General features: G+C 70.7%; 13 protein-coding genes. 9 read left to right on the top strand and 4 right to left on the bottom strand.

Translation table 11 applies throughout. The features are described from left to right. Window positions 1–50: 50 nt before the first annotated feature. The gene (locus ACFWPS_RS19860) at window positions 51–899 is read right to left on the bottom strand and encodes a class I SAM-dependent methyltransferase (RefSeq protein WP_383706960.1); all 849 of its coding nucleotides are present in this window, start codon (window positions 897–899) and stop codon (window positions 51–53) included. A 366-nt stretch (window positions 900–1,265) separates the two neighbouring features. Between ACFWPS_RS19860 and rpsA the strand changes: the two genes are divergently transcribed. From rpsA to ACFWPS_RS19835, 5 genes are all read left to right on the top strand, one after another. Further along, entirely contained in the window at window positions 1,266–2,762 is a 1,497-nt protein-coding gene (rpsA, locus tag ACFWPS_RS19855) for a 30S ribosomal protein S1 (protein WP_123977983.1), read from the top strand. Window positions 2,763–3,179: 417 nt separating this feature from the next. After that, a complete protein-coding gene (locus tag ACFWPS_RS19850; RefSeq protein ID WP_383706958.1) occupies window positions 3,180–4,706 on the top strand; it encodes a flavin monoamine oxidase family protein in 1,527 nt (508 codons plus the stop codon). Between the two features lie 157 nt (window positions 4,707–4,863). Beyond that, window positions 4,864–5,802 carry a PAC2 family protein gene (locus ACFWPS_RS19845; RefSeq protein WP_383706790.1) on the top strand — a complete coding sequence of 313 codons (939 nt, stop codon included), beginning with the start codon at window positions 4,864–4,866 and terminating at the stop codon, window positions 5,800–5,802. Window positions 5,803–5,951: 149 nt separating this feature from the next. Beyond that, window positions 5,952–6,584, top strand: a complete 633-nt coding sequence (gene coaE / locus ACFWPS_RS19840) for a dephospho-CoA kinase (RefSeq protein WP_383706788.1) — start codon at window positions 5,952–5,954, stop codon at window positions 6,582–6,584. Between the two features lie 50 nt (window positions 6,585–6,634). Next, the gene (locus ACFWPS_RS19835) at window positions 6,635–7,021 is read left to right on the top strand and encodes a tetratricopeptide repeat protein (protein ID WP_350786884.1); all 387 of its coding nucleotides are present in this window, start codon (window positions 6,635–6,637) and stop codon (window positions 7,019–7,021) included. A gap of 53 nt (window positions 7,022–7,074) precedes the next feature. On the opposite strand, the gene ACFWPS_RS19830 is transcribed toward ACFWPS_RS19835, so the two are convergent. Then, a complete protein-coding gene (locus tag ACFWPS_RS19830) occupies window positions 7,075–7,374 on the bottom strand; it encodes a DUF6343 family protein (protein WP_383706786.1) in 300 nt (99 codons plus the stop codon). A gap of 65 nt (window positions 7,375–7,439) precedes the next feature. On the opposite strand from ACFWPS_RS19830, the gene ACFWPS_RS19825 reads away from it, so the two are divergent. Continuing rightward, on the top strand, window positions 7,440–8,354 hold the full coding sequence (locus ACFWPS_RS19825; RefSeq protein ID WP_383706784.1) for an acyltransferase domain-containing protein: 915 nt from the start codon (window positions 7,440–7,442) through the stop codon (window positions 8,352–8,354). 126 nt (window positions 8,355–8,480) lie between these two features. After that, window positions 8,481–9,161: a class I SAM-dependent methyltransferase gene (locus tag ACFWPS_RS19820; protein ID WP_383706782.1), complete on the top strand. Its 681-nt coding sequence runs from the start codon at window positions 8,481–8,483 to the stop codon at window positions 9,159–9,161. Between the two features lie 123 nt (window positions 9,162–9,284). On the opposite strand, the gene ACFWPS_RS19815 is transcribed toward ACFWPS_RS19820, so the two are convergent. Beyond that, entirely contained in the window at window positions 9,285–9,905 is a 621-nt protein-coding gene (locus ACFWPS_RS19815) for an RNA-binding S4 domain-containing protein (RefSeq protein WP_383706780.1), read from the bottom strand. Between the two features lie 235 nt (window positions 9,906–10,140). Here ACFWPS_RS19815 and ACFWPS_RS19810 point away from each other — a divergent pair, with 235 nt between their 5' ends. Beyond that, entirely contained in the window at window positions 10,141–10,851 is a 711-nt protein-coding gene (locus tag ACFWPS_RS19810) for a uracil-DNA glycosylase (protein WP_383706778.1), read from the top strand. 10 nt (window positions 10,852–10,861) lie between these two features. On the opposite strand, the gene ACFWPS_RS19805 is transcribed toward ACFWPS_RS19810, so the two are convergent. Next, window positions 10,862–12,403, bottom strand: coding sequence for a LamG-like jellyroll fold domain-containing protein (locus ACFWPS_RS19805; protein ID WP_383706776.1), 1,542 nt, complete (start codon window positions 12,401–12,403; stop codon window positions 10,862–10,864). Window positions 12,404–12,575: 172 nt separating this feature from the next. Between ACFWPS_RS19805 and ACFWPS_RS19800 the strand changes: the two genes are divergently transcribed. After that, on the top strand, window positions 12,576–12,876 hold a 301-nt coding region (locus tag ACFWPS_RS19800; RefSeq protein WP_383706773.1), incomplete at its 3' end, for a leucine zipper domain-containing protein.

Below are 12,876 nucleotides of genomic sequence, written 5' to 3'. Positions count from 1 at the left end.
TAGACGCTCAGTCGTGCTCGCATAGACGCTCAGTCGTGCTCGCAAGACGCTCAGTCCCGCTCGCACACGAAGATCGCCGTCCCGGGAATGAGATTGCCCCGCAGCGGGGACCAGCCGCCCCACTCGGACGTGTTCCAGGCCGGCCACTCCGGCTCCACCAGGTCGACGAGCCGGAAACCCGAGGAGGCGATGTCCCGGACCCGGTCGCCGAGCGTCCGGTGGTGCTCCACGTACACCGCGTGGCCGTCCTCGTCCTGCTCGACGTACGGCGTCCGGTCGAAGTAGGAGGCGGAGACCGAGAGCCCTTCGGGGCCGGGCTCGTCGGGGAACGCCCAGCGGATCGGGTGCGTCACCGAGAAGACGAACCGCCCGCCCGGCCGCAGCACCCGCCGCGCCTCGCGCAGCACCAGGCGCGGATCGGCGACGAAGGGAAGCGCGCCGTACGCCGAGCACACCAGGTCGAAGGAGGCGTCCGCGAAGGGCAGCGCGCCCGCGTCCGCGCAGACCAGGGGAAACGATCCGCCGATGCGCAACGCGTGCTGGAGCTGGCGGTGCGAGAGGTCCAGGGCGACCGGGCGGGCTCCCTGTGCGGCCAGCCAGCGCGAGCACTGGGCCGCGCCGGCGCCGATCTCCAGGACGTCCTTGCCCTTCAGCTCCTCCGCCGGGCCGAGCAGCTCCGCCTCCACCTCGTCGAGGCCCTCCGGGCCCCACACGAAACGGTCGTCGCCGAGGAACGTGCCGTGCTCGACCTGGTACTCGTCGGCGTTGCGGTCCCACCAGCCCCGGTTGGCCCGGCTGCTCTCCGCGACCCCGGCGGCACGCCGGGTGGCTTCCGGTTCGGCCTCGGCGCCGGTCGTCGCACCGGCCTCCGCGACGTCGAACGAATCGGGCTCTTGGATGATCGGCTCCCTCGTCGTACTCTTCCGTGCAACTCGTCAGCGGTGTGTCACGGAGGGGATCCCTCAGGCCTGCGTGGCCTGGTGGGACGTTTCTTGTGCCGGGTATGCGGCGATCCGCCCCGGGTGTGCGCCTTCGCGCATTGACCCTGCCCGGCTGCCCCCGTATGCTACAAGTTGCGCTGCGGGCCTGCGCACCTCAGACGTAGCAGGCTGCGCTCGCATCTGTTGTATGTCCCCTCGGTTGTCGAGGCGTCACCAGTGTTTCGGGTGGCGCTTCCTAGGCTGTCCGGCTTCTACAGAGCGAAACAGGCTCCCGGCGTAAGCAGTACCTACGACTTCAATGTCCGTACCGGAGCCCTTTCTCACATGACGAGCAGCACCGAGACCACCGCCACCACCCCGCAGGTTGCGGTCAACGACATCGGTAACGAGGAAGCCTTCCTCGCCGCGATCGACGAGACGATCAAGTACTTCAACGACGGCGACATCGTCGACGGCGTCATCGTGAAGGTCGACCGGGACGAGGTCCTGCTCGACATCGGTTACAAGACCGAAGGTGTCATCCCGAGCCGCGAGCTCTCGATCAAGCACGACGTCGACCCCAACGAGGTCGTCGCCGTCGGTGACGAGATCGAGGCCCTCGTCCTCCAGAAGGAGGACAAGGAAGGCCGCCTGATCCTCTCGAAGAAGCGCGCGCAGTACGAGCGTGCCTGGGGCACCATCGAGAAGATCAAGGAAGAGGACGGCATCGTCACCGGTACCGTCATCGAGGTCGTCAAGGGTGGTCTCATCCTCGACATCGGCCTCCGTGGCTTCCTCCCGGCCTCCCTGGTCGAGATGCGCCGCGTCCGCGACCTCCAGCCCTACGTGGGCAAGGAGCTCGAGGCCAAGATCATCGAGCTGGACAAGAACCGCAACAACGTGGTCCTGTCCCGCCGTGCCTGGCTGGAGCAGACCCAGTCCGAGGTCCGCCAGACGTTCCTCACGACCCTCCAGAAGGGTCAGGTCCGCTCCGGTGTGGTCTCCTCGATCGTCAACTTCGGTGCCTTCGTGGACCTGGGTGGCGTCGACGGCCTGGTCCACGTCTCCGAGCTGTCCTGGAAGCACATCGACCACCCCTCCGAGGTTGTCGAGGTCGGCCAGGAGGTCACCGTCGAGGTCCTCGACGTCGACATGGACCGCGAGCGTGTCTCCCTGTCGCTGAAGGCGACCCAGGAAGACCCGTGGCAGCAGTTCGCCCGGACCCACCAGATCGGCCAGGTCGTCCCGGGTAAGGTCACCAAGCTGGTTCCGTTCGGTGCGTTCGTCCGCGTGGACGAGGGCATCGAGGGTCTGGTCCACATCTCCGAGCTGGCCGAGCGCCACGTGGAGATCCCGGAGCAGGTCGTCCAGGTCAACGACGAGATCTTCGTCAAGGTCATCGACATCGACCTCGAGCGCCGCCGCATCAGCCTCTCGCTGAAGCAGGCCAACGAGGCCTTCGGTGCCGACCCGGCCACGGTCGAGTTCGACCCGACCCTGTACGGCATGGCCGCGTCCTACGACGACCAGGGCAACTACATCTACCCCGAGGGCTTCGACCCCGAGACCAACGACTGGCTCGAGGGCTACGAGACCCAGCGGGAGGCGTGGGAGCACCAGTACGCCGAGGCGCAGCAGCGCTTCGAGCAGCACCAGCAGCAGGTCATCAAGAGCCGCGAGGCCGACGCTGCCGCTGCCGAGGAGGGTGGCGACGCCGCGGGTGCCGCTCCGGCCGCCGGTGGCGGTTCGTACTCCTCCGAGGGCGCCGACACCTCCGGTGCGCTGGCCTCGGACGAGGCGCTGGCCGCGCTGCGCGAGAAGCTCGCGGGTGGCCAGAGCTGAACGCTCACTGAGCTGTAGCTCCTGACCGAGGGGCCGTACCTTTCGAGGTGCGGCTCCTCGGTGTTTTTTGAGGGGTGCGCGGTTGTGTGTCCGAGCCGGCTCGTTGTGGCTGAGCGCGCCCACGCGGCGGAGCCGCAAGTCGGCAGAGCCCCGCGCCCCTGAGGGGGGTTGCTCTGTCGTTTCTTGATGGGTTATGTGCGTCACTGAGCGTATTGCTGTGTCGATTCGGGTTCGCGGGCGCAGAAACGTGTGGGATACACGAGTAGCCGCTGGGCCGTAACGCGGCGCTGGGACGCTTCCCCGGTCTTCGTTCAAGATCGGAAGGGGAGTCGCGTCATGACACAGCCTCAGTACAGGTCAGGGACGAGCCGGCGGTCGTTTCTGAGGAATGTCGGTCTCACCGGCGGCGCCGGCGCCATGTTCGCCACCATGGGAGCCCTCGGACTCGCCCCCACCGCCCAGGCCGCCCAGCGTGAACAGCCCTTCCGGGCGCTCAGCGCGAGCGACTTCACCCTCACCGGGCGCGCCGCCGCCAGGGTCGTCATCCTCGGCGGCGGCATCGCCGGCCTCGCGACCGCCTACGAACTGGGCAAAGCCGGCTACGACTGTACGATCCTGGAGGCCAGGGGCCGTACCGGCGGACGCAACTTCACCGTGCGCGGCGGTGACTCGACCACCGACCTCTACGGCAACACGCAGAACGCGCGGTTCGCCGACGGCCACTACATGAACGCCGGACCGGCCCGGATCCCGCAGTGGATGATCACCCTCGACTACTGTCGCGAACTCGGCGTACCCATCCAGGTGTTCACGAACGTCAACGCCGACGCCTACATCTACAACGAGTCCGCAGGCATGACGAAGCCGGAGCGGTACCGCACCGCCAAGGCCGACGTCTACGGCTACGTCTCGGAGTTGCTCGCCAAAGCGACGAACAAGGGTGCGCTGGACAAGGAGTTGACGGCCACCGACCAGGAGCGGCTCGTCGAGTTCCTCAAGGACTGGGGCGAACTCGGCGACACCCTGGCGTACGAGGGCGGTGAGCGGCGCGGATACACGACCGTACCGGCCGCCGCCGGCACCCCCGGTGTGCTCCTCGGCGACGTGCCGACCGCCTCCGCGGTGTTCGCGAGCGGTGTCGGACGCTATTTCTCCTTCGAGTTCGGCTTCGACCAGGCGATGCTGATGTTCCAGCCGGTCGGCGGCATGGACCAGATACCGAAGGCGCTCACCCGGGCGATCGGCGCCCGGCGCATACACACCGGAGCAGCCGTCTCCAAGATCACCGACACCGGGCACGGCGTCACCGTGACGTACACCCAGGGCGGCCGTGCCAAGGTCGTGGAGGCCGACTACTGCGTCGCCGCCATGCCGCCCAACATCCTGGCCAGGATCCCGCACAACCTGGGCTCCGGAGTGCAGAGCGCCCTGGAGGCCGTCACCCCGTCCTCCGCGGCCAAGATCGGCCTCGAATACCGCTCCCGCTGGTGGGAACTGGACCACAACATCTACGGCGGCATCACCGAGACCGACCAGGACGTCACCCACATCTGGCACCCCTCGTACGGCTTCCACGGCGAACGGGGCGTCCTCATCGGCTACTACAACTACGACGACGACGCCGACTCCTACGCCAAGCTCACCCCGGCCCAGCGCGAACAGCGCGCCGTGGCCGCCGGCGTGAAGATCTACGGCGACAAGTACCGCACCGAACTGGTCTCCTCCTTCTCCCACCACTGGCGCCAGACTCCCCACCTGGAGGCCGCCTGGCACGACACCCCCGGCGGCCCCGACGACGCGCGCTACAAGCCCCTGAACGAGCCCACCGGCCGGGTCTGGTTCGCCGGTGACTGGCTCAGCTACACGGACGCCTGGCAGCACGGCGCGTTCAGCTCGGCGCGCAAGGCGGTGACGGCGCTCCACACGCGCGTGATGACGGCCTGACCCCGGCACGCGCGCGTGACCGCGCCCGGTGCGGACACGCGCGTGCACCCTCTCCCGGCATGAGAAGGCGGTGAGAGGCGCCTGTTCGGGGCCCCGGTGGGAATGCCTGTGGTCAGTGCCGCGTTGACCCGTACGAACACGAGGAGGAGCGGTCACAGTGCTTGATCCGCAGGGTTTGTACGCATGGGAGCCGAAGGGGCTGGCAGTCGTCGACATGGCGCTGGCCCAGGAGTCGGCCGGTCTTGTCATGCTCTACCACTTCGACGGATACATCGACGCGGGTGAGACCGGCGACCAGATCGTCGACCGGCTCCTCGACTCACTGCCCCACCAGGTCGTCGCCCGCTTCGACCACGACCGGCTCGTGGACTACCGGGCGCGCCGCCCGCTGCTGACCTTCAAGCGGGACCGCTGGACCGAGTACGAGGAGCCCAGCATCGAGGTCCGGCTGGTCCAGGACGCCACCGGTGCGCCGTTCCTGCTGCTGTCCGGCCCCGAGCCGGACGTCGAGTGGGAGCGCTTCGCCGCGGCCGTACGGCAGATCGTGGAGCGGCTCGGCGTCCGCCTGTCCGTGAACTTCCACGGCATCCCGATGGGCGTCCCGCACACCCGCCCCGTGGGGCTCACCCCGCACGGCAACCGCACCGACCTCGTTCCCGGACACCGCAGCCCCTTCGACGAGGCCCAGGTACCCGGCAGCGCCGAGTCCCTGCTCGAGTTCCGCCTCATGGAGGCCGGCCACGACGTCCTGGGCGTCGCCGCGCACGTGCCGCACTACATCGCCCGCTCGCCCTACCCGGACGCCGCCCTGACCGTCCTGGAGGCCGTCACCGGCGCCACCGGCCTGGTGCTCCCCGGTATCGCGCACGCCCTGCGCACGGACGCGTACCGCACGCAGACGGAGATCGACAGCCAGATCCAGGAGGGCGACGAGGAGCTCACCGCCCTCGTGCAGGGACTTGAGCACCAGTACGACGCGGCCGCGGGCGCCGAGACGCGGGGCAACATGCTCGCCGAGCCGGTGGAGATCCCCTCGGCGGACGAGATCGGCCTCGAGTTCGAGCGCTTCCTCGCGGAGCGCGAGGGCGACAACTGAGGCCCGCCCGCACGCGACCCGCACCGGCCGGAGCGGCGAGCCCCCCGGCGGGGCAGCCGGGGCGAGCCTCGGCCGGGGCGGCAAGCCTCTGCCTGGGCGACCGAGCCCCGTAACGGCCGGTGTCAGTGGCAGGGCCTAAGCTTCGGGGCATGCTGAAAGTTGGCCTCACCGGCGGGATCGGCGCCGGCAAGAGCGAGGTGTCCCGGCTGTTCGTCGGGCACGGCGCGGTGCTGATCGACGCGGACCGCATCGCGCGTGAGGTCGTCGCGCCCGGGACCCCCGGTCTGGCGGCCGTGGCCGAGGCATTCGGACCGGAAGTGCTGGCCGCCGACGGCAGCCTGGACCGGCCGAAGCTGGGCTCGATCGTCTTCGCCGACCCCGAGAAGCTCGCCGTACTGAACTCGATCGTGCACCCCCTGGTCGGGGCCCGCTCCCGCGAGCTGGAGAACTCGGCCGCCGCCGACGCCGTCGTGGTCCACGACGTCCCGCTCCTCGCGGAGAACGGCCTCGCGCCGCTCTACGACGTCGTGGTCGTCGTGGACGCCGCCCCCGAGACCCAGCTGGACCGGCTGACCCGGCTGCGGGGGATGACGGAGGAGGACGCCCGCGCGCGCATGGCGGCGCAGGCGACGCGCGAGAAACGCCTGGAGATCGCGGACATCGTGATCGACAACGACGTCCCCCTGGACGCGCTGCAACGGCGCGTCGGGGAGGTGTGGGCCGACCTCGTGCGCCGGGCGCAGGCGTCGGGTTCGAGCGAGTGGAATGCGTCTTCGAAATAGCGGACACCCGTCCGGGCGTTGAACCGCTCGAGTGAGGGAAGGACTTTGCCGTGCCCGAGACCAGCGGTTCGACCGGACGTACTCCGGAGACGCATGTCATCGACTTCCGTGCCGCCGAGCAACTGCTCAACGCACGGGACCCGCGGGGCGCGGTGAAGCTGCTCGACGGAGTGATCGCCGCACACCCCGAGAACACCGCCGCCCGGCTGCTGCGCGCGCGTGCCTTCTTCGCCGCCGCGCAACTGCGCCCCGCCGAGCTGGAGTTCACCATCGTCCTGGAGCGCGAACCGGACAACGCGTTCGCCCACTTCGCGCTCGCCCGTACCTACGAGCGCCAGGGCCGCACCGACCTCGCGATACGCCACTTCCGGCTGGCGGCCGCCCTGGACCCGAATCCGGAGTACCTGAGGGCGGCCCGTTTCGACAGTGGCGCGTGAGCCGGCGGCGCGTGACCGGATGCTCCTTCACGGGTGCGTGACCGGATGCTCCCTCACGGATGACCGTGCTGCGGCGGGCGCCGGAACGGCGGCGGGCGGGTGTCCGCGGGCCGGTACGGCGGCACGTCGCGGCCCGGCTGATAGTGCGGGCCCTGCCGGATGTGCCTGAGGATCACGACCATGTCCACGGTCGCCACCAGCCAGAGCACCCCGCAGGCCGCCGCCCAGCCGGGACGCCCGACCAGCGCGAACACCGCCGTGCCGAAGATCGCCCAGGCCAGCCCCCACACGCTCAGCCACAACCGCGCCCGAAGCGCACTGCGGGCGGTCGCCGGTTCACTGCCTGTACGCATCCCGGATCACCATTCCTGTCTGCAACGTACTCCTCGACCGGACGTTCACCAAGGGGGACCCCGCCGTGCTGCCGGACGCCGACGACCTGCCCGACCTGCTCCTCGACCTCGCCGTGCCGCACGAGGACATCAACGATCTGGTGGCACTGCGGCGGACCGTGGCCGCCGACCCCGGGCTCCGGCGGCTGCTGGAAGAGGGCGCCGAGGACGTGACCGGTGCGGTGCGGGAGGTGGACGACCCGGCCGGGCTCGCCGACCGGGCCGCCCAGGCTCCGGACGCGCTGGGCGCGTACTTCCTCGTGTACGTCTTCCTCGCGGCGGTGCCGCACGTCCGCGCGGTGCACCGGGCACGCGGCATTCCCGACGACGTCTCCCGCCACACGCTCGCCGACCTCGGCCGCGGCATGGCACTGCATCGCAGACGCATCGGCAGCGGCGGACTGGCAGCGCGCCAGGCGCACTGGCTCACCCGCCACTTCGGTGGCCGCCTCTACCAGCTGGGGCGCCTGCAGTACGAGCGGACGTGGCTCGGTGACCGCACGGCACAGGCGATCAAGGTGGTCGGCACCGACGTGACCGGCGGCGAGCCCTCCCTGGACCTGCACATCCCCGACTTCCTCGGGCCGCTCACCCCGGTCGCCTGCGACCGCTCCGTGGACCGCGCCCGGGAGTTCTTCGCCCGGCACTTTCCCGAGGAGCCCCACACCGTCGCGACCTGCCACTCCTGGCTGCTCGATCCGCAGCTGCGACTGCACCTTCCGGCGGGCTCCAACATCGTCCGTTTCCAGGAGCGGTTCCGGCCCGGGTGGGTGGATCCGGAGCCGTCTGACACCACACCGGTCGGCTTCGTCTTCGGCGACCCGGACCTGTCGGTACGGGACCTGCCCCGGCGGACGTCGGTGGAGCGGGCGGTCGGCGACCATCTGCGGGCGGGCGGCCACTGGTACGTCGGGCACGGATGGTTCCCGTGGGACCAGTGAGGTCGTCAACTGCGCCCGGCGGCAGAAAAGTTCCCGTCGGACCTTCGAACTGCTCGAACGAGTGAATCGTCCCGGTGCGGGAACGGCGGTCCGGCGACGGGCCGTTGTTCGGGCATGACGGTTGAAATGCGTGAGGGGCATGAGGGAACGGGACCCGGAGCGATCACCCCGGACGGCTGCGCGGTAGAGCTCTACTCGCGCCTGGCCGCCGGCGACGAGCCGGACATCATCGAGGCGGCGGTCCCGGCCGGCGCCCACATTTTGGAGCTGGGCTGCGGTGTGGGGCGCATGACGCACCCGCTCCTGGAGCGGGGCTTCACGGTCACGGCGGTGGACGAGTCGGCGGAGATGCTGGAGCGCGTCCGCGGGGCGCGCACGATACGCAGCACCATCGAAGGGCTCGACCTGGGTGAGAAGTTCGACGTGGTGATGCTCGCGTCGTTCCTGGTGAACACCGGGGATGCGCAGGAGCGTCGGGACATGCTGCACACCTGCGCGGCGCACGTGGCGGACGGCGGCAGCGTCCTCATCCAGCGGGAGGGCGCGGACTACCACACGAACGTGCCGAGGGAGAGGGTCGACCCCAGCGGCTACACCGTCCGGATCGTGTCGGCCGAGCCGGTAGGGGACGGGGCGAACTCGGTGCGCGCGGAGTACGAGTTCCCGGACGCCACCTGGACCCAGACCTTCCTGGCCCGACCGCTCACCGAGGAACAGTTCGAGCAGGCGCTCGCGGAGGCGGGACTGGAGGTGGCCGAGTATCTGACCGAGGACGGGATATGGGTGAGGGCGGTGCCGACGGCTTAGCGCGGGTGGACCCACCGAGCGGGGAGCAGCTCCCGGGCCGGGGAAGGAGCCGAGCCGCGGGGAGCCCCGGGCCGGGGGAGGAGCCGCTGGCCGGGGCGAGCTCCGCGGGGCCGACCCGGTGGATCACCGTCCGCCGGGGTGTGCACCGCTCGCCCGGCCCGTCGAGCCCATCCCACCGGTGTCGTTCCCACTCGTGCCGCCCCCTCCCATCCCGCCGAAGCCGCGCAGTCGTTCCAGTTCGCGGCGGTCGCGCTTGGTGGGGCGGCCGGTGCCGCGGTCGCGCATGCCGATGGGGGCGAAGGCCTCGCGGGGCGGGGCCGGCGGGGAGTTGTCGATGTAGCACACGGCGGCCACCGGGGCGCCGACCCGCTTGCGGATCAGCCGTTTCACGACGACGACCCGCTCCCGCCCCTCGTTGCGCAGCCGCACCTCATCGCCGACGCGCACGGAGTGGGCGGGCTTGACCCGCTCGCCGTTCACCTGGACATGCCCGCCGCGGCAGGCGGTGGCTCCCATGGAGCGGGTCTTGATCAGGCGGACGGCCCAGATCCAGCTGTCGATCCGCACGTTCTCACCGGGAGCCGGCCCCGCGGCCTCGGCGGCGGCGACAGCCGCGGCGATCGCGGCGGGGTCGGGAGCCGGAGTGGCAGGGGCCTCGGTTCCTTCGTCAGGCCCGGCTGAGGCGGGTGCCCCGGTCCCTCCGATCGCGAGCTCCCTGCCGTCGTCCGCATCCTCAGAAGCCATGCTCCGACCTTAGCCCCAGGAGCCGAAATCGACGGAACCGTTTTGCCGACGCCCACCACCGCGCCCCACAGGGGCGCGGGGAACCGCGCGATCAGCCACACACAACCCGCGGCCGCCAGCCCACACAGACCGACACGGCGCTCCCGCGCACCCCCGCCCGAGCCGCTCCGGCAAACCTCGCCCCCGCCGCCCTTTTCTCCGCCTCCGCCTACGGGACCGGACCTACCGTTGAAACGTGAACCGCCCCTCGCACACCCCGCACACCCGGCTCGCCCACCTCGACCAGCGCGTCAGCGTCTGCCGTGCCTGTCCCCGCCTGGTCGCGTGGCGGGAGGACGTGGCACGTACCAAGCGCGCCGCGTTCGCCGACTGGACGTACTGGGGCCGGCCCGTTCCCGGCTTCGGGCCCGCCGACGCCCGGCTGTTGATCATCGGCCTCGCCCCGGCCGCGCACGGTGGCAACCGCACCGGCCGGATGTTCACCGGCGACCGTTCCGGTGACGTGCTGTACCAGGCGCTGTACGACATCGGGCTCGCCTCGCAGCCGACGTCGGTGAGCGCCGACGACGGCCTGGAGCTGTACGGCGTGCGCGTCACCGCGCCCGTGCACTGCGCCCCGCCCGCCAACAAGCCGACCCCCGCGGAGCGCGACACCTGCCGCTCCTGGCTGGTCGAGGAGCTGACGCTGCTGCGGCCGACGCTGCGGGCCGCCGTCGTGCTCGGCGCCTTCGGCTGGCAGGCCGCGCTGCCGGCCTTCGCCGCGGCGGGCTGGACCGTGCCCCGGCCCCGCCCGCCGTTCGCCCACGGCACCCGGGTCGGCCTCGGCGGCCTGGAACTCTTCGGCTGCTTCCACGTCAGCCAGCGCAACACCTTCACCGGCCGCCTCACCCCCGAGATGCTCCGCGACGTGCTGCGGACGGCGGCGGAGGCAGCCGGACTGGGGTGAGGGGCGGGGCTCAGACGATCCGGGCCGCCGCCACCGGGCGGTCGTCCACCGAGTGGGTGCCGGTGGACGCGGAGGAGTTGACACTCCAGCGGTACCGGGAGAACTCGCCGGTGGCGTCGGAGGCGTAGAACATCATGTGGCCGATGCCGACGCCCTGGAAGCTCTCGCCGTCCACGTTGCCGACCATGCGGGTGTCCGGGTATCGCGGGTAGTTGCTGAGGCCGTAGACACCGTGCGGGTCGGAGGTGCAGTCGACGATCTCGACGGCGTACTGGGTCTCGCCGGTGAAGTCCGCGACCCCGCTGAAGACGCCCTTGACCTCGCGGACCATGACGATGTGCCCGGTGTTCTCCGCGTCCTGCCCGTTGTAGTCGACGGCGATCAGATCGCCCGGCAGCAGCTCGGTGACCTTGTGGATGCGGCGGAAGCGCGGGCCGGCGGTGCCGTTCCGGAACGCCGAGCAGTAGTCGGCGGCCTCCGGGCCCTTCTCCTGGAAGTACTGGAGGAAGTAGGCGTCGGTGGCCCAGCCGTAGGTGTGCTTGAGCAGCGCCGTGACGAAGGACGAGCAGCGGGCCCGGGCCACCCAGCCGGCGAGGTCGTCCGGGCGGCCCCAGGTCACGGTCGCCGAGGTGTCCATCAGGTAGACGTTGTTGGCGCGTGCCGTCCGCCCGCTGACCAGGGCGATCTCATCGGCGTCGAGGGCACGGCCGTAGGCGCGGACGTCGTCGATCGCGCCCTTGAAGCGGTTCACGTAATCGCCGTCCCAGCGGGCCCGGCCGATGCTGAAGCCCTGGGGCGCGGCCCACGACAGGGTGGTGCCGGCACTGCCCTCCAGGACGCCGTTCACGTAGAGCTGGACGCGGGTGCCGTCCCAGACGCCTGCCAGATGGGTCCAGACGCCCGTCTTCGTGACGGGATTGGCCGCGAGTGCCGAGACCTTGGTGTTCTGGTCCTCGCTGCGCACCTTGAACGCCCAGGTCCCGGCCGCGTCGTCGTACTGGAGCAGGAAGCGGCTGGCGCTGCCGCCGTCCTGGCTCACGGCCGTGTACATGTTCGTGAGTACGGCGTCGTCGGCCAGCCGGACCCAGGCCGTGACCGTGAACGGGGCCGTGGTGTCCAGGACGGATGCGGTGGCGGCGTAGGCCCCGGAGGTGCCGTCGAAGCTCAGTTCGCCGCCAGCCCGCAGACTGGTCCAGCTCGCTCCCGAGCCCGGGGTGCCCGGATGCCCAAGGCCGGAGTGGTCGGCGCCGGAGCCGTCCAGCGGCCAGTGCCCGGCCAGCCCCGTCGGCAGATACCCGGCCGCCAGCAGTCGCTGGTACCGCACCTGCTGCTCGGCCTCGGCCAGATGCGGCGCGGCGACCGGGGTGAACGGCGTGTCCAGCGGCTCGTCGGCGGCGGCGGTCCCCGCACCCACCGCCATGCCGGCCACCGCGCCCATCCCCACCAGCGCGGCTCCGCCCAACAGCCCCCGTCTGCTCACCATGGTCATGCCCTCCCCGTCGGGTCCGTGCGGATCCGTGTCCGGTCCGTGCGGATCCGTTTCGATCTTCATCGGTGAGGAGAACTCTAGGAGCTTTCTGTGCGAACCGGTGTTCCTGTGGACAGCCGGACCGGGCGGCTAGGTGTACTCGGCCAAGAGGTTGGTGACTCGCGTCGGTAGTTGATCAAGAGAAGACCTCCGGGCGTAGTGGAGATGCCTGTCTTCACCACAACCGGAGGTCTTGGTGGCCCACGCTAATGCCCGGCTGACCTTTCACGGCAGATGTCTCTTGGTGCGCCGTGTCGTGTACGACCTGCGTCCGGTGGCGCACGTGGCCAAGGAGCTGGGAGTGTCGCGCCAGTGCGCGCACCGATGGGTGGCCCGTTTCCGGGCCGAGGGCTGGAACGGCCTGCACGACCGCTCCAGCCGCCCCCGCAGCTGCCCGAGGCGTACCCCCGGACACATCGAGGCTGCAGTGCTCAGCGCACGGCGCACCCACCGGCGGGGCCCGGACTTCCTCGCCGCGGAAACAGGCGTCCCCGCAC

The sequence above is a fragment of the Streptomyces sp. NPDC058457 genome (assembly GCF_042720695.1).
Classification (GTDB): domain Bacteria; phylum Actinomycetota; class Actinomycetes; order Streptomycetales; family Streptomycetaceae; genus Streptomyces.
The sequence above is the reverse complement of the archived record's forward strand: the minus strand, read 5'-3'. Positions and strand labels throughout refer to the sequence as shown.